The sequence below is a fragment of the Lelliottia sp. RWM.1 genome (assembly GCF_016859735.1).
Classification (GTDB): Bacteria; Pseudomonadota; Gammaproteobacteria; order Enterobacterales; family Enterobacteriaceae; genus Enterobacter.
This window is the reverse complement of the sequence record NZ_WLVC01000002.1, coordinates 113,330-131,082: the sequence shown is the minus strand read 5'-3', so window position 1 is coordinate 131,082 and position 17,753 is coordinate 113,330. Positions and strand designations below refer to the sequence as shown.

20 protein-coding genes are annotated in these 17,753 nt (G+C 52.2%); 7 read left to right on the top strand and 13 right to left on the bottom strand.

Going from position 1 to position 17,753, the window contains the following annotated elements; all coding sequences use genetic code 11:
* The first annotated feature begins 10 nt into the window (after nt 1-10).
* From GF617_RS02445 to GF617_RS02435, 3 genes are all read left to right on the top strand, one after another.
* On the top strand, nt 11-421 hold the full coding sequence (locus tag GF617_RS02445; RefSeq protein ID WP_203450995.1) for a Spy/CpxP family protein refolding chaperone: 411 nt from the start codon (nt 11-13) through the stop codon (nt 419-421).
* Nucleotides 422-684: 263 nt separating this feature from the next.
* A complete protein-coding gene (locus tag GF617_RS02440) occupies nt 685-2,016 on the top strand; it encodes an amino acid permease (RefSeq protein ID WP_203450994.1) in 1,332 nt (443 codons plus the stop codon).
* 21 nt (nt 2,017-2,037) lie between these two features.
* On the top strand, nt 2,038-3,339 hold the full coding sequence (locus GF617_RS02435) for a serine dehydratase subunit alpha family protein (RefSeq protein WP_181620897.1): 1,302 nt from the start codon (nt 2,038-2,040) through the stop codon (nt 3,337-3,339).
* Nucleotides 3,340-3,392: 53 nt separating this feature from the next.
* Here GF617_RS02435 and GF617_RS02430 read toward each other — a convergent pair whose 3' ends face one another.
* On the bottom strand, nt 3,393-4,094 hold the full coding sequence (locus GF617_RS02430) for a pirin family protein (RefSeq protein ID WP_181620896.1): 702 nt from the start codon (nt 4,092-4,094) through the stop codon (nt 3,393-3,395).
* A 105-nt stretch (nt 4,095-4,199) separates the two neighbouring features.
* Between GF617_RS02430 and GF617_RS02425 the strand changes: the two genes are divergently transcribed.
* Complete coding sequence (locus tag GF617_RS02425; protein ID WP_181620895.1) at nt 4,200-5,102, top strand: LysR family transcriptional regulator; 903 nt, start codon at nt 4,200-4,202, stop codon at nt 5,100-5,102.
* A 40-nt stretch (nt 5,103-5,142) separates the two neighbouring features.
* On the opposite strand, the gene GF617_RS02420 is transcribed toward GF617_RS02425, so the two are convergent.
* From GF617_RS02420 to GF617_RS02370, 11 genes are all read right to left on the bottom strand, one after another.
* Nucleotides 5,143-5,508, bottom strand: coding sequence for a DUF805 domain-containing protein (locus tag GF617_RS02420; protein WP_181620894.1), 366 nt, complete (start codon nt 5,506-5,508; stop codon nt 5,143-5,145).
* Nucleotides 5,509-5,614: 106 nt separating this feature from the next.
* The gene (locus GF617_RS02415; protein WP_203450993.1) at nt 5,615-6,601 is read right to left on the bottom strand and encodes a glutathione S-transferase family protein; all 987 of its coding nucleotides are present in this window, start codon (nt 6,599-6,601) and stop codon (nt 5,615-5,617) included.
* Between the two features lie 70 nt (nt 6,602-6,671).
* Nucleotides 6,672-7,064 (bottom strand): DoxX family protein, encoded by a 393-nt coding sequence (locus GF617_RS02410; RefSeq protein WP_064327508.1) that lies wholly within the window; start codon nt 7,062-7,064, stop codon nt 6,672-6,674.
* 214 nt (nt 7,065-7,278) lie between these two features.
* On the bottom strand, nt 7,279-7,578 hold the full coding sequence (locus GF617_RS02405) for a YqjK-like family protein (RefSeq protein ID WP_203450992.1): 300 nt from the start codon (nt 7,576-7,578) through the stop codon (nt 7,279-7,281).
* A complete protein-coding gene (locus GF617_RS02400) occupies nt 7,575-7,973 on the bottom strand; it encodes a phage holin family protein (protein ID WP_203450991.1) in 399 nt (132 codons plus the stop codon). The genes GF617_RS02405 and GF617_RS02400 overlap by 4 nt, the downstream gene beginning before the upstream one ends.
* Before the next feature lie 2 nt (nt 7,974-7,975).
* Nucleotides 7,976-8,281: a YqjD family protein gene (locus tag GF617_RS02395; RefSeq protein ID WP_181620890.1), complete on the bottom strand. Its 306-nt coding sequence runs from the start codon at nt 8,279-8,281 to the stop codon at nt 7,976-7,978.
* Between the two features lie 28 nt (nt 8,282-8,309).
* Nucleotides 8,310-8,678: a DUF1090 domain-containing protein gene (locus GF617_RS02390; RefSeq protein ID WP_181620889.1), complete on the bottom strand. Its 369-nt coding sequence runs from the start codon at nt 8,676-8,678 to the stop codon at nt 8,310-8,312.
* A gap of 153 nt (nt 8,679-8,831) precedes the next feature.
* A complete protein-coding gene (gene mzrA / locus GF617_RS02385; RefSeq protein WP_181620888.1) occupies nt 8,832-9,215 on the bottom strand; it encodes an EnvZ/OmpR regulon moderator MzrA in 384 nt (127 codons plus the stop codon).
* Nucleotides 9,216-9,217: 2 nt separating this feature from the next.
* Entirely contained in the window at nt 9,218-9,880 is a 663-nt protein-coding gene (yqjA, locus tag GF617_RS02380) for a DedA family general envelope maintenance protein YqjA (RefSeq protein WP_181620887.1), read from the bottom strand.
* A 344-nt stretch (nt 9,881-10,224) separates the two neighbouring features.
* Complete coding sequence (gene exuR / locus GF617_RS02375) at nt 10,225-11,001, bottom strand: transcriptional regulator ExuR (protein WP_181620886.1); 777 nt, start codon at nt 10,999-11,001, stop codon at nt 10,225-10,227.
* A 117-nt stretch (nt 11,002-11,118) separates the two neighbouring features.
* Entirely contained in the window at nt 11,119-12,417 is a 1,299-nt protein-coding gene (locus tag GF617_RS02370) for an MFS transporter (RefSeq protein WP_203450990.1), read from the bottom strand.
* 477 nt (nt 12,418-12,894) lie between these two features.
* On the opposite strand from GF617_RS02370, the gene uxaC reads away from it, so the two are divergent.
* The 3 genes from uxaC to GF617_RS02355 all read left to right on the top strand — a co-directional run bounded on the left by uxaC (nt 12,895) and on the right by GF617_RS02355 (nt 16,444).
* Nucleotides 12,895-14,307 (top strand): glucuronate isomerase, encoded by a 1,413-nt coding sequence (uxaC, locus tag GF617_RS02365; RefSeq protein ID WP_181620884.1) that lies wholly within the window; start codon nt 12,895-12,897, stop codon nt 14,305-14,307.
* Between the two features lie 17 nt (nt 14,308-14,324).
* On the top strand, nt 14,325-15,812 hold the full coding sequence (locus GF617_RS02360; RefSeq protein WP_203450989.1) for a UxaA family hydrolase: 1,488 nt from the start codon (nt 14,325-14,327) through the stop codon (nt 15,810-15,812).
* A 77-nt stretch (nt 15,813-15,889) separates the two neighbouring features.
* Nucleotides 15,890-16,444 carry a YgjV family protein gene (locus GF617_RS02355; protein ID WP_181620882.1) on the top strand — a complete coding sequence of 185 codons (555 nt, stop codon included), beginning with the start codon at nt 15,890-15,892 and terminating at the stop codon, nt 16,442-16,444.
* A gap of 16 nt (nt 16,445-16,460) precedes the next feature.
* Here GF617_RS02355 and sstT read toward each other — a convergent pair whose 3' ends face one another.
* The gene (gene sstT, locus GF617_RS02350) at nt 16,461-17,702 is read right to left on the bottom strand and encodes a serine/threonine transporter SstT (RefSeq protein WP_181620881.1); all 1,242 of its coding nucleotides are present in this window, start codon (nt 17,700-17,702) and stop codon (nt 16,461-16,463) included.
* Between the last annotated feature and the right edge of the window lie 51 nt (nt 17,703-17,753).

Genomic DNA, 17,753 nt, shown 5'->3' with positions numbered 1-17,753 from the left:
GGACAATAAGATGATGAAAATGACCCGTATTGCTCTGTTCGCTGCCTCACTGGTTGGCTTTAGTGTTACCGCTCAGGCAGCAGACGTTGAAGCCGCTCCTTCTCCGGCTCAGGACCCGCTAGTGCAACACCTGAAGCTGAGTCATGAGCAAGTTAAGAAGATCGACGATCTGCATCAGCAACTGGAACCAAACGTCAGTAAGATCCCCATGACCGGCGTTAAAGATGGGGCATTAATTAACATGTTCCAGGCTGGGAAGTGGGATGAAAACACAGTAAAAAGTCAGCTTGCCGCCTTTAGCAAAATTGAAGAACAAACCCGCTATTACCGCGTGAAATACTATTTTGATGTCAGCCAGGTGCTCACACCGGAACAGCGTAAGCAGGTCAAAACTGACATGGCGAATGCGTTGGCTAACTGAACTTCAGCCCGCGCGTGTCGCGGGCTTTTTATTTCTTTGAACGCCGTCACTGTTGGAAAATATTTTCTACATGAATTGATTTTGGAGTATTTTTTTCTTCTCTTTCGATAATTCCACATTAATTATGTGACTTTTTTCTCTCACTCCCCCGGTATGATCTTTCCATTCAAATAACAAATACCTGCAACAACCTGACTCATTATCGCTGGTGAGCGGATACCCATAAAAATAACTGTTTACCCTACAAAATAAGCGAGTGCCTAATGGATACGGCAACAAATAGCAGCGTGATTGTGAATGATTCCCCCGCGGCAAGACGGGCTGGAATGAGTGAAAGCGAATGGCAAGAGGCAATTAAATTCGACAGTACCGATACCGGCTGGGTCATTATGAGTATTGGTATGGCCATTGGTGCGGGGATCGTTTTTCTTCCTGTGCAGGTTGGTCTGATGGGGTTGTGGGTATTTCTGCTCTCCTCAATTATTGGTTACCCGGCGATGTACCTTTTCCAGCGCCTGTTTATTAATACGCTTGCGGAATCACCGGAGTGCAAAGACTACCCAAGTGTGATCAGCGGGTATCTGGGTAAAAACTGGGGCATCTTACTCGGCGTGCTCTATTTTGTGATGCTGGTTATCTGGATGTTTGTCTATTCCACGGCCATCACCAACGATAGCGCTTCGTATTTGCATACCTTTGGCGTCACAGACAGTTTGTTATCTGAGAATCCTTTCTATGGCTTATTTCTGATTTGTATTCTGGTGGCAATTTCATCACGCGGTGAAAAGTTGCTGTTTAAAGTCTCAAGCCTGATGGTTCTGACCAAGTTGCTTGTCGTGGCAGCGTTGGGGTTATCGATGATCGGTCTCTGGCAGTTGAGTCATGCAGGTATGCTGCCGCCGATGGGATTGCTGATTAAAAATGCCATTATTACGCTGCCATTTACCTTAACCTCAATTCTCTTTATTCAGACGTTAAGCCCGATGGTTATTTCTTATCGTTCAAGAGAAAAGTCCGTTGAAGTGGCGCGCCATAAAGCGTTACGGGCAATGAATATTGCGTTTGGCATTCTGTTTGTGACAGTCTTTTTCTATGCGGTCTCCTTCACTCTGGCAATGGGGCACGATGAAGCCGTTAAAGCCTATGAACAAAATATATCTGCTCTGGCCATTGCGGCGCAGTTTATCAGTGGTGATGGTGCGGGCTGGGTCAAAATCGTCAGCGTGATCCTGAATATTTTTGCCGTGATGACAGCATTCTTTGGTGTGTATTTGGGCTTTCGCGAGGCGACGCAGGGCATCGTCATGAATATCCTGCGACGCAAACTCCCGGCCGAGAAGATCAGTGAACGCGCGGTGCAGCGTGGCATCATGGTCTTCGCTATTTTGCTTGCCTGGAGCGCCATTGTATTAAATGCCCCGGTACTGAGCTTTACCTCTATTTGCAGCCCAATTTTCGGGATGGTGGGTTGCTTAATTCCGGCATGGCTGGTCTACAAAGTCCCGGCACTTCACAAATATAAAGGCGTGTCACTGGTGATTATTATCATCACCGGGCTGCTGCTTTGTGTTTCTCCTTTCCTCGCCTTCTCCTGAGGCGCAATTAAGGTCATAACGATGTCTGAGCAAACTAATCCTTTATGGAACCATTTTATTCAAGCGGTGCAGGAAGAGGTTAAACCTGCCCTGGGATGTACAGAGCCTGTCTCTCTGGCGCTGGCTTGTGCAATTGCGGCTGGGCAGTTGAGTGGCGAGATAACCCGGATTGACGCGTGGGTGTCGCCCAACCTGATGAAGAACGGCTTGGGTGTCACTGTGCCAGGGACCGGGATGGTCGGGCTGCCTATTGCGGCAGCGCTGGGGGCAATTGGCGGCAACGCGCAGGGGGGGCTGGAGGTGTTAAAAGGTGTCTCAGCAGATGCTCGGGGTCGTGCCAAAGCCTTGTTGGATGCGGGTCAGGTTCAGGTGAAATTGCAGGAGCCCTGTGATGAGATCCTCTATTCGCGGGCCTGTGTTTATGCTGGTGATGCATCAGCCAGCGTCACCATTGCGGGGGGGCACACGAGAGTTGTGCAGATCGTCAGTCAAGGCGAAATCCGTTTTACCCTTGATGAGCGGCAGCAAAATACCTGTAACGATCCGCTGGCGATACTCTCTTGCACCACGCTTTTGCAGATCCTGGAATTTGTGGAGCAGGTTCCGTTCGATGCGATTCGTTTTATCCTGGAGGCGGGGCATCTGAACGATGCGCTATCCCGTGAAGGGTTAACGGGTCGCTGGGGGTTACACATCGGAGCGACGCTTAACAAGCAGCGCGTGCGCGGATGGATAGCGCAGGATTTAGGCTCAGACATTGTTATTCGCACCAGTGCGGCCTCGGACGCCCGTATGGGAGGGGCGACCTTGCCAGCCATGAGTAATTCTGGGTCCGGCAATCAGGGGATTACGGCGACAATGCCTGTAGTGGTAGTTGCTGAGCATGTTCAGGCAGATGATGAAAAGCTGGCGCGGGCGCTGATGCTCTCACATCTGACGGCTATCTATATCCATTACCAGCTTCCGCGTTTGTCGGCATTGTGTGCAGCAACCACAGCAGCAATGGGGGCGGCGGCTGGAATGGCCTGGCTAATGGACGGACGCTATAAGACGATAGCGATGGCCATCAGCAGCATGATCGGTGATGTCAGCGGTATGATCTGTGATGGCGCGTCTAACAGTTGTGCCATGAAAGTCTCAACCAGCGTTGGTAGTGCCTGGAAAGCGGTGATGATGGCGTTGGATGATTCTGCTGTTACAGGAAATGAAGGGATTGTGGCGGGCGATGTAGAACAGTCCATCGCCAACCTTTGTTCGCTGGCGTGTCGATCGATGCAGGCTACGGACAAACAGATCATTGAGATTATGGCGAGCAAGGTTTAACGATGTTCTCCTCACCCCACTCTCCTGAAGGGGGCGGGGTGAGGAGCCTTTCGTTACACAGGCAAATCAATCAACAGCGCGCGCAGCGGCGTATCGGCAACCAGCGTAATATTCGCTTCATCGCGGATAAACGCACCGTCACCGCAGGTGAGCGCTTCTTTCTCTTCCGTATGCGTCAGCGCGTGAACCGTTCCGTGAATCGACTGCAAATAGGCGCGCGGGCCGTGAAGCTGGAAGCTCGCCTGCTCTCCCTTTTTAAGCTCGATATGGTGCAGCCACACCTGCTGGCGGAGTTGCAGGCTACCGTTGCTGCCATCCGGCGTTGCAATTAACTGCTGTTTATTGCCGCTCAGATTTATTTTCTGTACCAGCGGGTTTTCCCGCTCCGGACAGGCATCCAGCCACAGTTGCATGCGCGTCAGCGTCTTCTCTTTGCTGAGGTTATGCTCGCTGTAGCTAATGCCGGGCTGCGTTGAAATCAGCAACGCTTCACCCGCCTTCGCCTGGACATGATTGCCCTCGCTATCGCGATATTCTGCTTCACCTTCCAGTATCAGATTCAGGATATCTACCTTCGGGTACGTACGCGGCTGGAAGGCGCTGCCAGGGGCGAGCACTTCCTGGTTCAATACACGCAGTGAGGCGTAACCGAGGAGTTTTGGGTCAAAGTAGTGTCCAAAGGAAAAGGTGTAGCGGGCCTGCAGCCAACCGAAATCGGCTTGTCCGCACTGTTTAGCTGTTCTTGTCGTAATCATAAAACTTGACCTCTCTTTACACTAAAACAATGGTAAAGGTATGGACGCTTCATTGTTAGCCAGATATTCTGCCCGGTATGTTCAAATTTCCTGAATGAGAACGAGATGGCTAAAGAGAGAGCATTGACGCTTGAAGCACTGCGTGTGATGGACGCAATTGACAGGCGTGGCAGCTTTGCCGCTGCGGCAGATGAATTGGGGCGTGTTCCGTCTGCGCTGAGCTACACGATGCAGAAGCTGGAAGAAGAGCTGGACGTGGTGCTGTTCGACCGTTCAGGTCATCGAACAAAATTCACCAACGTGGGACGTATGCTGCTGGAGCGTGGGCGCGTTTTGCTGGAAGCGGCTGACAAGCTGACGACCGATGCCGAGGCACTGGCGCGTGGCTGGGAAACACACCTGACGCTGGTCACTGAGGCATTAGTCCCGACGACGGCCCTGTTCCCGCTCGTGGGGCGATTGGCCGATAAAGCCAATACCCAACTGTCGATCATTACGGAAGTGCTGGCCGGGGCGTGGGAGCGACTGGAAACGGGCAGGGCAGACATTGTCATCGCTCCGGATATGCATTTCCGTTCCTCGTCAGAGATCAACTCCCGCAAACTCTACAGCGTTATGAACGTCTACGTTGCAGCGCCAGATCACCCCATTCATCAGGAACCTGAACCGCTGTCCGAGGTTACCCGCGTGAAGTATCGCGGTGTGGCCGTCGCGGATACCGCCCGTGAACGTCCGGTACTCACCGTACAATTACTGGATAAGCAGCCGCGTCTTACCGTGACATCACTGGAAGATAAGCGTCAGGCTCTGCTGGCGGGGCTGGGAATGGCGACGATGCCTTATCCGTTTGTGGAGAAAGATATCGCTGAAGGGCGTTTACGCGTGGTCAGCCCGGAGTATACCAGCGAGGTGGATATCATTATGGCGTGGCGGCGTGACAGCATGGGAGAAGCTAAATCCTGGTGTCTGCGTGAAATACCTAAGCTATTTGCCAATCACAATAAGTAGTTGAGCAGGCCCGGCAAGCGACGCGCTGCCGGGCAATACATTATGTATTGAGTTTAGGATCGGGACCGAAGCGGTTTTCACCAGGTGTTCCGCTCTGGCAGTTAAAGATCAAAATGATGATCCAGCCAATAACCGGGATCAACACCAGCAGTAACCACCACGCCGAACGGTCGGTATCGTGGAGTCGACGAAACAGCACTGCCCATGATGGCAGCAGTATCAACAGGCCATAAACCGTGGTGAGGATCCCTTCACCGCCCGCACGCTCCCAGCCGAGAATTTTATCAACCACGCCCAGCACGACGATGAGGATGAAGTTCACCAGAACAAACATCCAGTACTCTTTGCGGCGGGCACGACCACCGAATCCAACGTAATTGCGCAGTACTTTTAGATACCAGTCCATTTTCCTTGCCTCGATAATCAGTCAATCACTTGTTTTCTAAGCGATCGAGGTAAGGATAGACGCAGATTGTGAATTAAAAAAGGGCATCCATAGATGCCCTGAATATTTATCCGAAACGGACGTCGCGGCCGTGTGGTTCATCCAGATCTTGCCACGGGCCAATGGAGATAATGCCCGTTGGATTAATGGTTTTATGGCTGCGGAAATAGTGAGTGCGGATGTGGTCAAAATTGACCGTTTCGGCAATCCCTGGCATTTGGTAAAGATCGCGCAGGAAGCCGTACAGGTTGGGGTAATCGCTAATACGGTGTTTGTCGCATTTAAAATGGGTGACATACACGGGATCGAAACGAACCAGCGTGGTCCACAGGCGAATATCGGCTTCTGTCAGGCGGTCGCCTGCCAGATAACGGTGTTGCCCCAGGATCTGTTCCAGACGCGCCAGCGATTCGAACACCTTCGTAACGGCATCATCATAGGCTTCCTGGCTGGTGGCGAACCCGGCTTTATAGACGCCGTTATTCACATTGTCATAAATCCAGCTGTTCAGCTCATCAATCTTATCGCGCAATTCTGTTGGGTAGTAATCTCCGGCCCGCGCGCCATGTGCGTCAAATGCGGTATTGAACATGCGGATAATTTCGGCAGATTCATTGCTGACGATGGTCTGGTTTTTCTTATCCCACAACACAGGCACGGTCACGCGTCCGGTGTAGTGCGGGTCAGCGCGCAGATAGAGTTGGTAGAGGAATTCGTAATGGTAGAGATCATCCCCGGTTGCCGCCGGGAAATCGCTATCAAAGGTCCAGCCATTTTCCAGCATCAGCGGGTTAACAACTGAAACCGGGATCAGCGATTCAAGGCCTTTGAGCTTACGTACAATCAGCGTGCGATGCGCCCACGGACAGGCCAGTGAGACATAGAGGTGATATCTCTCTTTTTCGGCCGCAAAGCCACCCTCGCCAGAAGGGCCGGGAGCACCATCAGCGGTGAGCCAGTTACGGAAGGCCGACACAGAACGCTTGAATCGTCCTCCGGTGGATTTGGTGTCATACCAGATGTCCTGCCAGACGCCATCAACAAGTTGTCCCATTTTTGTCTCCCTCAGATAGCAAAAGCGAGGAGATATCTCCTCGCTTTGTGGTCAATCTAGTATAGCGTGCTTACCACTTTTTATTCAGTACACGGTCGATGCTGTATGCGCCAGGGCCTGTGATAGCCAACAGCAGGAAACCGCCAGCGATAGTCAGGTTTTTCATGAACATCAGGGAGTTCATGCCTTCCGCAAAGTTACTGTGGAAGATAAATGCGGTCAGCAGCGTGAAGCCGGCAGTAAACAGCGCGGTGGTACGGGTCAGGAAACCAAACAGAACCGCCAGGCCGCCGCCGAACTCAAGCAGGATGGTCAGTGGTAACAGGAACCCTGGGACGCCCATTGCTTCCATGTACTGCTGAGTACCCGCATAACCGGTGATTTTGCCCCAACCTGCAGTGATAAACAGAATTGGCATCAGAATACGCGCTACCAGTACACCAACATCTTCTAATTTTTTCATTTTACTCTCCAGAGAACCACATGGGCGGCTGATCTTTATTTGTGTGCAAATCCGGGTAGATACCGCGTGTTTGCTGTCGATGGAGAGGATAATAAACGTGACGAATGACAATTGTTAGCAAGGAAAACTGTCAATCTTCTTCAAAGATATTGAGTAAGGAGGGAAGAGAAACGTTGCCGGATAAGCGTCATGTTACCCGACAACGGCTGGGGACTCAGGAACGTAACTGCTGCTGGCGCAGGGTTGATTTGACCAGACGCCAGGCGCTCCATACGCCGAAGCCACGTCGTGCCCAGCGTATCAACCTGCTGGGATGACGCACTGAACAGAGTGCGACAACGCTGCTGCCTACCAGCGCCCAGGCACGGATGTTGAGTAGCGTATTCCAGCCCCGATCGTAGGAGCGGGTGACCTCCAGCCAGTCGCGACGGCTGGCGGCTAAATCCAGCCGTTGCTGCTGGATTTGGCTCAACAGGTACGCTTTCTGTTTCTGGCGCTCTGTCTTGCTGCTCACGACTTATCGTCCTCCAGCAATGTACGATCTGTGGCCAGCTCCTGACGGGTGTGGCGCAGCAGGGTCGATCTGCGTGCTTTGCGCATCGTCCAGATACCGCCAATGAGTGCCCCCAGCAGCAGTACTGCCGTGGTGGCGATCATCGCGTTAAGGCGATACTGCGGATCGATAGCCCAGATGATTAACACCAACAGGCTCATCAGGCCAAAAGCGGCAAAGAGCAGGGTAAGTCCCAGCATCAGCAGCAGCTGGAAGAGATTGGCTTTCTCCTCTTCCAGTTCAACCACCGCCAGCCGGATCCGCGTTTCAGCGATCCCGACAAGCGTGGTTAAAATACGCTGTCCGATTCCGAGAATATTTTTTGCAGGCCCTTCTGCGTGGCGTGGATCGTCCATAATCAACGACGCGTGAGCAGCACGCCAAGAACCACACCAATGGCAGCACCGATACCTACGCCGGTCCAGGGATTATCACGAACGTATTCGTCTGCTCGCGCGGCGGCTTCACGGGTCTGTTTCGCCAGCGCATCACCGGTTTCACCCAGACGATGACGGCTCTCTTTCAGTGCCTGTTCGGCTTTGCTGCGCAGTTTGCCGATCTCTTCTTTCGATTTATCGCTTGAGGAGTTCAGCACCTCTTCCAGGGTATCCGCCAGGGATTTCAACTCAGCGCGCAGGTTTTCTGACGTAGTATCTTTTGACATGATTTTCTCCTGTGGGACTTCAGTTAACTCAATAATCGCGGGATTCCAGCGCATTCAGTTCTTCTTGCGCCTCTTTCAGCTTCTTCTCGCGTTTCGTTATTTTATCCGCATCCCCTTTCTCTTTCGCTTCCTGAAGATCGTGACGACGTTCCGTCACCTCAGCCTTTTGAGCTGCAATTTTCTTCTGGTGATTCGCCCGTAATTCACTGTCTGAACAGTTGGCCTTCACCTCGCTAAGCGCTTTTTTCAGACCGTTAATCCGGTTCTGATTGTTATGCTTTTCGGCATAAGTGATTTCTCGCTGAATATCTTTCTCCTTCTCCATGCACAGAGAGGATGCGAAAGAGGCGGTGCTTAACGAAAAAAGAGTCAAAGCCAGAGCGATGCGGTATTTCATTGTTGGAACCTTCCATTGTGTACGACACTTCCGAAGAGGTGTCGAATTTCCAAAGTCATGCGGAGAACATATGAGAGGTGCTCCGCGTACTTAAGCATAGTAAGTAAACGGGGTAATCACCAAAGTGAGTGAAAAGATTCAGAATCCTGGAAATTAACCAAACCGATGCGACGTATCGCGCAAGCGCGACAACCAGGCGGCAGCCTGACTATTGTCGTCTTGTTGGGCAATGATGTATCCCTGCGGCAGCGTTCTGTCGAGCACGGCTTTTGCTGCGGCACTTTGTGCGCTGGAATCAAACTTGATCAGCAACACATCATCCTGCGGCGTAATACTTTTAAAACGGATCCCATTTGCATCCAGATGATGCCAGATAGAAAAACCATCCGGCATGCTTGCGCCCTGATTCACCGAGCGAATGGCCAGCGTAGACTCCTGGTGCTGAACGGCTGTCCAGACCAAAACCATGGCGCTGAGAATCATCAGCGCAACCATGGCAAATGACAGACGGCGTAGAGAAAGTCGTGACATTCCCATACTTAGCCCCGGCTCCCGTACTTTTTCTTCCACAAGACGAAAAGCGATCCGGCAAGCCCAAACACCAGTAACACAACCGGCAAGAGCATCAGACAAGACATGAGTTGGTCTTCATACTTGAGGAAGACGGGGGTTTTACCCAGCAGGTAGCCCAGTGTTGTCAGAATCAGCACCCACAGCAGGCCGCTCATCCAGTTAAAGAACTGGAAGCGTGCGCTGTTGAGTCCGGACAGGCCAGCGATGGTAGGCAGTAATGTGCGTACAAAAGCGATGAAGCGGCCAATCAGCAGCGCTGAAAGCCCGTGTTTATGGAAAAGATGATGTGCACGTTGGTGATAATGTGCCGGAAGATGGGATAGCCAGTTTTGCACAATCCGTGTGTTTCCAAGCCATCGACCCTGAATATAACTTACCCAGCAGCCAAGGCTTGCGGCAACAGTTAAGAGAATAATGGTTTGCGGAAACGCCATCGCTCCTTTTGCACAAAGCACGCCAACCAATACCAGCAGGCTATCGCCTGGCAGGAAGGCTGCAGGGAGCAATCCGTTTTCAAGAAACAGGATCATAAACAAGACGAAATAGAGCATGCCAATCATGGAAGGATTGGCCAGCGTTTCGAAGTCCTGAGCCCATAAGGCATTCAGTAGTTGGGTCAAAAGTTCCATTCAGTGTTCCTGGAAATCGGTTAACGTCACGCCTGTTATCCGGGAAAAACAGTACGGCGACATTGTAGTGATTTCATTATGGTCGCTCGCGGACACATGTGTTGTGGCCAAAACTGTTCCCTGTTAATGGCAAGGTAAGCAAGCACTAACTTACAAGAAAACAAATTGAATCTAATTGTAACAAAGCCCGACGTTCTGCGTCACAGATTTTGCGCGGGTTGAGATGATTTTGGCTTAAGCATGGAAGGGGAGCGAGGGGATTTACAAAGGCTGACACTATATATGTTTTGCTTACCCATACCTGTCAGAAGGCGCGCCAGAGCGCCTGCCGACAGGAAGGAAAACTATTTTGCCAGATTGGATACCGTATCGAGATGAACAACGGGATTATCAGCAAAAAGATAGCGGTCAGCATTGAATTCGAAATCGTCACTGGTTTCATTGAACAGCATGAGTTTGGTGTTTTCCAGATGCTGCCACATCGCCAGTTTTGCAGCATGCGGGTCTTTGCGAATCAGTGCTTTAAGGATCTGATCATGATCATCACACCAGTTATCCACGGTGCGTAAATCGATGTGATCGTGCAATTTCTTCCAGTAAGGGTTGTGAACGCGCTGAGTCCACATTTTTTCAACGATTGCTGCAAGTGCCGTGTTTTGTGTGGCCAGGGCAACCTGAACATGAAACTGGAGATCCCATTCTGAATCGCGGAAACATTTTTCCTTGCGCGCATTTTCCTGGATTTCCATCAGCTTCATGATGTCTTGCTTGGTGACCTGCGTGGCGGCGAACTCTGCAATGTTACTTTCAATCAACTGGCGAGCCTGGAGCAGCTCAAAAGGACCGTAGCTTGCAAATTCCAGACTTTCATCTGGTGCAGGAGAGTGTTTTGGCAGATTGGAAATCACATGAATGCCGGAGCCTTTGCGTACTTCAACATAGCCTTCAACCTCCAGCATGATGATCGCTTCACGCACAACCGTGCGGCTCACGCTTTTTTCATCAGCAATAAAGCGTTCAGCAGGCAGTTTATCACCGACAAGATAGACACCTTGCTCGATGCGATCTTTCAGCTCGGCAGCAAGTTGTTGGTATAAACGACGTGATTCGGTGATTTCCATATGCGCTCCAGGCAGGGTACGACGGATTATCTGTTATACCACTTTTGCGCGCCAGTCTCCAGATTTCACCATCAAAAAAGCCGCCCAGAGGCGGCTTTGGTAGGACACATTTTTACGCTAACTTTGCGTTGCCGGTCCCCCAAGGGACTCTTTCTCAAGTTCGTCGGCTGATTTGCTTTTCAGCACCGTCCAGATAACGACTGCCCCCATCAGGTCAAAGATAGCCAGTACAGCAAACAGCGGGCTGAAGCCAATGGTATCTGCTAACGCACCAACCACCAGAGCAAACAGAGTACTTGCGGTCCAGGCAGCCATACCAGTCAGGCCGTTTGCGGTTGCCACTTCGTTACGACCGAACACATCAGAAGAGAGTGTAATCAGTGCGCCAGACAGGGACTGGTGAGCAAAACCACCGATGCACAGCAGGCCAATTGCAACATATGGGCTGGTGAACAGGCCGATCATACCTGGGCCAATCATCAGCAGTGCGCCCATGGTCACAACCATTTTACGGGAGACAATCAGGTTCACACCAAACCAGCGCTGGAACAGAGGTGGCAGGTAACCACCGATGATGCAACCCATGTCAGCGAAGAGCATTGGCATCCAGGCGAACATCGCGATTTCTTTCAGGTTAAAGCCGTAGACTTTAAACATGAACAGTGGAATCCAGGCGTTAAACGTACCCCAGGCCGGTTCCGCCAGGAAGCGTGGCAGTGCGATACCCCAGAATTGACGGGTTCCCAGAATCTGCCATACCGTCATTTTTTTGCCATTGTTGGTCTGGTGCTGTGCTTCCTGACCCCCAATGATGTACTCGCGTTCTTCTTCAGACAGTTTTTTCTGATCGCGCGGGTGTTTGTAGAAAATCAGCCACGCCATTGCCCATGCAAAGCTCAGCACGCCGGAGATAATGAACGCCATCTGCCAACTGTGCATCACGATAGCCCATACAACCAGTGGCGGAGCAATCATCGCACCAATAGAAGAGCCCACGTTAAAGTAGCCGACTGCAATAGAACGTTCTTTCGCCGGGAACCATTCGGAGCTGGCTTTCAGACCCGCAGGGATCATTGCTGCTTCTGCTGCACCGACCGCACCACGCGCCAGTGCCAGTCCGCCCCAGCTACCTGCCAGCGCTGTTGCGCCGCAGAAAATCGCCCAGGTTACCGCGAAGAAGGCGTAACCAATTTTTGTTCCCAGAATATCCAGCACGTAGCCAGCAACAGGCTGCATGATGGTATAAGCCGCGGAATACGCTGCAATGATGTAGGAATATTGCTGTGTGGAAATATGCAACTCTTCCATTAACGTTGGCGCTGCTGCTGCCACGGTGTTACGTGTCAGGTAGCCCAGCACTGTGCCTAGCGTCACCAGTGCAATCATGTACCAACGTAACCCTTTAATTTTACGCATGTAAAACCTCATCGTTATGTTATTTCCGTGCTGTGGCACGGCAACAGCTCAACCGTTTCCGGGAGTTGCTGTGTAACGGGAGGGGCGTAACCGGGAGACTTTCCCGGAACGGCCCGAACCTTGCCATAAGTAATCGTGCATAAGTCGGTTTCCGTACCGTTAAATCCGATGTATCTAACACCGGGAATGCATTCCGTCGGCTTATAGTTTGCGACGGCCAAAAGATAACTTGTCATACAACTTTAAAAGGTGAGTGACATCACAAAAGTGTGATTCTTTGTAGGGACATTATGTTCTGTAGATAAAGCCAGTGCTGGCGCGGTCTGGGAGAGGGTTTACTACTTTGAGGGTAATTTATTTGTCAGCGTTTATTGATCTAACTCACGAAAAAAACTTCGGCCTCTGGAAATTGGTGTGATAACTTTGCAGCATCTGAACATAAGCTTTCTGACGCTCTCGTTATGAGGAAGACGATAAATGACACCGTTTATGACCGAAGATTTTCTGTTAGATACTGAATTTGCTCGCCGTCTGTATCACGACTACGCAAAAGACCAGCCAATTTTCGACTACCACTGCCATTTGCCTCCGCAGCAGGTTGCCGAAAATTACCGTTTCAAAAACCTGTATGACATCTGGCTGAAGGGTGACCACTATAAATGGCGTGCAATGCGCACCAACGGTGTGCCTGAGCGCCTGTGTACCGGCGATGCAACTGACCGCGAGAAGTTTGATGCGTGGGCTGCAACTGTTCCGCACACCATCGGCAACCCGTTATACCACTGGACACATCTTGAGCTGCGTCGTCCGTTTGGTATCACCGGCAAGCTGCTTTCGCCATCCACTGCGGGTGAAATCTGGGATGAATGCAACGCGCTGCTGGCACAGGATACGTTCTCTGCTCGTGGCATCATGAAGCAGATGAACGTGAAGATGGTCGGGACCACTGACGATCCAATTGATTCGCTTGAACACCACGCGGTTGTGGCTAAAGACAGCACGTTTGATATCAAAGTGCTGCCAAGCTGGCGTCCGGATAAGGCGTTCAATATCGAACTGGCCACCTTTACTGACTACATGGCGAAACTGGCCGAAGTGTCTGATACCGACATTCGTCGCTTTGCTGACCTGCAAACTGCGCTGACTAAACGCCTGGATCACTTTGCGGCACACGGTTGTAAGGTGTCTGACCACGCGCTGGACGTTGTTCTGTTTGCTGAGGCTAATGACGCCGAGCTGGACAGCATCCTGGCACGCCGTCTGTCGGGTGAAACCCTGAGCGAGCATGAAGTCGCACAGTTCAAAACTGCAGTGCTGGTCTGGCTGGGCGCTGAATATGCCCGTCGCGGCTGGGTACAGCAGTACCACATTGGCGCGCTGCGTAACAACAACCTGCGCCAGTTCAAACTTCTCGGCGCGGATGTCGGCTTCGACTCCATCAACGACCGCCCACTGGCGGAAGAGCTGTCGAAACTGCTGAGTAAACAGAACGAGCAAAACCTGCTGCCAAAAACCATCCTGTATTGCCTGAACCCGCGCGATAACGAAGTGCTGGGCACAATGATTGGTAACTTCCAGGGCGAAGGTATGCCAGGCAAGATGCAGTTCGGTTCCGGCTGGTGGTTCAACGACCAGAAAGACGGCATGGAACGTCAGATGACGCAGCTGGCGCAACTGGGTCTGTTAAGCCGCTTTGTGGGTATGCTGACCGACAGCCGTAGTTTCCTGTCTTACACACGCCATGAGTACTTCCGCCGCATTCTGTGCCAGATGATTGGTCGCTGGGTTGCTGCGGGTGAAGCACCAGCGGATATCCAGTTGCTGGGCGAAATGGTGAGAAACATCTGCTTTAACAATGCGCGTGACTACTTCGCCATTGAACTGAACTAAAGCCGTTTGAGGTTGATATGCAATACATCAAAATCCATTCGCTGGATAACGTTGCCGTAGCGCTGGCGGATCTGGCCGAAGGCGAAGTCGTGGCAGTAGATAACCAGACTGTCACGCTGCGCCAGGCGGTTGCACGCGGGCATAAGTTTGCCGTGTACCCTATCGCTAAAGGGGAAAACGTCGTTAAGTACGGTTTGCCTATTGGTCATGCGCTGGCGGATATTGCGCCGGGTGAACATATTCATTCCCACAATGCCCGCACCAATCTCAGTGATCTGGACGAGTATAGCTATCAACCTGATTTTCAGGCGGAAGTTGGGCAAGAAACGGATCGTGACGTACAGATCTATCGTCGTGGCAACGGGGACGTGGGGATCCGTAATGAACTGTGGATCCTGCCAACCGTGGGTTGCGTTAATGGGATCGCCCGTCAGATCCAGAGCCGTTTTCTGAAAGAGACAAACGGAGCTGAAGGCACTGACGGTGTGCACCTGTTCAGCCATACCTACGGGTGTTCTCAGCTCGGCGACGATCACATTAACACCCGTACCATGCTGCAAAACATGGTACGTCACCCGAATGCGGGTGCGGTGCTGGTCATTGGTCTGGGATGTGAAAACAACCAGGTGGATGCCTTCCGCGAAACCTTAGGGGATTTCGATCCCGCGCGTGTCCACTTTATGGTATGCCAACACCAGGACGATGAAGTGGAAGCGGGCATTGAGCAACTACATCAGCTGTATGAGGTGATGCGCCACGACAAGCGCGAGCCGGGTAAACTCAGCGAGCTTAAATTTGGTCTGGAGTGCGGGGGATCTGATGGTCTTTCCGGTATCACAGCCAACCCGATGCTGGGGCGTTTCTCGGATTACGTGATTGCCAACGGCGGGACGACTGTGCTGACTGAGGTTCCGGAAATGTTCGGTGCAGAACGTATTCTGATGAGCCACTGTCGTGACGAAGAGACGTTTGAAAAAACCGTGACCATGGTGAACGACTTCAAACAGTATTTCATCGCGCACAATCAGCCGATCTACGAAAACCCATCTCCAGGTAACAAAGCGGGCGGGATCACTACGCTCGAAGAGAAATCTCTCGGCTGTACGCAGAAAGCGGGTGCAAGCCAGGTGGTGGACGTACTGCGTTACGGCGAGCGCCTGAAAACGCACGGTCTGAACCTGCTGAGTGCGCCGGGTAACGATGCGGTTGCCACCAGTGCTTTGGCGGGGGCGGGTTGCCACATGGTGCTGTTCAGTACCGGTCGTGGTACACCGTATGGCGGTTTTGTACCCACTGTGAAAATTGCCACCAACAGCGAGTTGGCGGCGAAGAAAAAACACTGGATCGATTTTGATGCCGGACAGTTGATCCACGGCAAAGCGATGCCGCAACTGCTGAATGAATTTGTCGATACCATTGTGGAATTCGCTAACGGTAAGCAAACCTGCAACGAAAAGAATGACTTCCGCGAGCTGGCGATTTTCAAAAGCGGCGTCACCTTGTAAGCCATTATGCTTTAAATTAGAAACGGCGTTTCATATAATGAAGCGCCGTTTCTTTTTCCTGCACACAGGACACCTTCATGACCGCGTATTGGCTAGCCCAGGGCGTTGGCGTCATCGCCTTTCTGATTGGTATCACCACCTTTATCAACCGTGATGAGCGGAAATTTAAAATTCAGCTTTCGGTTTACAGTGCCGTCATTGGCATCCATTTCTTTTTGATGGGCGCATTTCCTGCCGGGGCGAGCGCCATGCTTAACACCGTTCGTACGCTCATCACTTTACGCACCCGCAGTCTGTGGGTGATGGTGCTGTTCATTGCGCTGACAGGCGGTATCGGGCTTGCGAAATACCATCATCCCATTGAGTTACTGCCTGTTGCGGGAACCATTGTCAGCACCTGGGCCTTGTTCCGCAGCAAAGGGCTGACCATGCGTTGCATTATCTGGTGTTCAACCTGCTGTTGGGTGATCCACAACTTCTGGCTGGGGTCGATTGGCGGAACGTTGATTGAAGGCAGTTTTCTTATCATGAACGGGCTGAACATTATCCGTTTCTGGCGGATGCAGAAGCGCGGAATTGATCCGTTTAAAGTTGAGAAGCAGGTCCAGGAGGAGAGCCCCTCCGTCCGTTGACGGAAGGGCAGAGGCATTAATTGCGCAGGGCGTTTTTCGCCAGACGCGCATCTTCCGCCTGGCACACGGCGGCGGTAAACATCACGTCGGTTGAGGAGTTAATGGCGGTTTCGCAGGAGTCCTGCAGCACGCCGATGATAAAGCCCACCGCGACCACCTGCATGGCGATTTCGTTCGGGATGCCAAACATGTTACACGCCAGTGGGATCAGCAACAGTGAACCGCCCGCCACACCAGATGCGCCACAGGCACACAGCGCCGCGACGACGCTCAGCAGCAGCGCGGTTGGTAAGTCTACCGGGATACCCAGCGTATGTACTGCCGCCAGCGTGAGCACCGTAATGGTAATCGCCGCGCCAGCCATGTTGACGGTTGCTCCCAGTGGGATTGATACGGAGTAGGTATCGCGATCCAGATTCAGTTTTTCGCACAGCGACATATTCACGGGAATATTCGCAGCCGAACTGCGGGTGAAGAACGCCGTCACGCCGCTTTCACGCAGGCACATCAGCACCAGCGGATATGGGTTACGGCGGGTTTGCATAAAGACCAGCAGCGGGTTGATCACCAGTGCGACCACAGCCATACAGCCAATCAGTACCAGCAGCAACTGTGCGTAACCCCACAGTGCGCCAAAACCGGTGGTGGCAAGCGTCGATGACACCAGGCCGAAAATACCAATGGGGGCAAAGCGGATCACCAGCGTCACAATGAAAGTGACCGCGCTTGAGAGATCGTTAATCAGGTTCTTGGTGGTGTCATTGCTGTGGCGCAGAGCAAAACCCAGACCGACTGCCCACACCAGAATACCGATGTAGTTCGCGTTAATCAGCGCATGAATGGGGTTGGCGACAATGCTCATCAGCAGGCCGTGCATCACTTCAACAATGCCCGCTGGGGGGGTGATATCGGTCGCACCGGTGGTCAGTTGCAGGGTTGATGGGAAGAAAAAGCTCACGATCACCGCTGTCAGCGCAGCAGAGAATGTCCCGAGCAGGTACATCCACAAAATAGGGCGGATATTGGTTTTTTGTCCCTGCTGGTGGTTGGCAATAGATGCCATCACCAGGGTCAGAACCAGAACAGGTGCGACGGCTTTCAGTGCACCGACGAACAGCGTCCCGAGCAGGCCAGTCGCTTCTGCGGCAGGCTTTGAGATCAGTGCCAGCGCGACACCAAGCACCAGGCCAACCAGTATTTGCTTAACAAGGCTGCCACGCGACAGGCGCGCCAGCAGACCAGAGGATTGCATGGTCATGAATGTTCCTTAAGTGAAATTGCGTTCCATCCCGGATGTGCTCTTAGTCAC

What these genes read in the sequence shown, in the direction of transcription:
- GF617_RS02370 (WP_203450990.1), bottom strand. Translation starts at nt 12,417, where the DNA reads ATGCGTAAAATTAAAGGGTTACGTTGGTACATGATTGCACTGGTGACG.
- GF617_RS02400 (WP_203450991.1), bottom strand. Translation starts at nt 7,973, where the DNA reads ATGGACGATCCACGCCACGCAGAAGGGCCTGCAAAAAATATTCTCGGA.
- yqjA (WP_181620887.1), bottom strand. Translation starts at nt 9,880, where the DNA reads ATGGAACTTTTGACCCAACTACTGAATGCCTTATGGGCTCAGGACTTC.
- GF617_RS02360 (WP_203450989.1), top strand. Translation starts at nt 14,325, where the DNA reads ATGCAATACATCAAAATCCATTCGCTGGATAACGTTGCCGTAGCGCTG.
- GF617_RS02420 (WP_181620894.1), bottom strand. Translation starts at nt 5,508, where the DNA reads ATGGACTGGTATCTAAAAGTACTGCGCAATTACGTTGGATTCGGTGGT.
- exuR (WP_181620886.1), bottom strand. Translation starts at nt 11,001, where the DNA reads ATGGAAATCACCGAATCACGTCGTTTATACCAACAACTTGCTGCCGAG.
- GF617_RS02415 (WP_203450993.1), bottom strand. Translation starts at nt 6,601, where the DNA reads ATGGGACAACTTGTTGATGGCGTCTGGCAGGACATCTGGTATGACACC.
- GF617_RS02440 (WP_203450994.1), top strand. Translation starts at nt 685, where the DNA reads ATGGATACGGCAACAAATAGCAGCGTGATTGTGAATGATTCCCCCGCG.
- GF617_RS02435 (WP_181620897.1), top strand. Translation starts at nt 2,038, where the DNA reads ATGTCTGAGCAAACTAATCCTTTATGGAACCATTTTATTCAAGCGGTG.
- GF617_RS02430 (WP_181620896.1), bottom strand. Translation starts at nt 4,094, where the DNA reads ATGATTACGACAAGAACAGCTAAACAGTGCGGACAAGCCGATTTCGGT.
- sstT (WP_181620881.1), bottom strand. Translation starts at nt 17,702, where the DNA reads ATGACCATGCAATCCTCTGGTCTGCTGGCGCGCCTGTCGCGTGGCAGC.
- GF617_RS02410 (WP_064327508.1), bottom strand. Translation starts at nt 7,064, where the DNA reads ATGAAAAAATTAGAAGATGTTGGTGTACTGGTAGCGCGTATTCTGATG.
- GF617_RS02425 (WP_181620895.1), top strand. Translation starts at nt 4,200, where the DNA reads ATGGCTAAAGAGAGAGCATTGACGCTTGAAGCACTGCGTGTGATGGAC.
- GF617_RS02355 (WP_181620882.1), top strand. Translation starts at nt 15,890, where the DNA reads ATGACCGCGTATTGGCTAGCCCAGGGCGTTGGCGTCATCGCCTTTCTG.
- GF617_RS02395 (WP_181620890.1), bottom strand. Translation starts at nt 8,281, where the DNA reads ATGTCAAAAGATACTACGTCAGAAAACCTGCGCGCTGAGTTGAAATCC.
- uxaC (WP_181620884.1), top strand. Translation starts at nt 12,895, where the DNA reads ATGACACCGTTTATGACCGAAGATTTTCTGTTAGATACTGAATTTGCT.
- GF617_RS02445 (WP_203450995.1), top strand. Translation starts at nt 11, where the DNA reads ATGATGAAAATGACCCGTATTGCTCTGTTCGCTGCCTCACTGGTTGGC.
- mzrA (WP_181620888.1), bottom strand. Translation starts at nt 9,215, where the DNA reads ATGGGAATGTCACGACTTTCTCTACGCCGTCTGTCATTTGCCATGGTT.
- GF617_RS02390 (WP_181620889.1), bottom strand. Translation starts at nt 8,678, where the DNA reads ATGAAATACCGCATCGCTCTGGCTTTGACTCTTTTTTCGTTAAGCACC.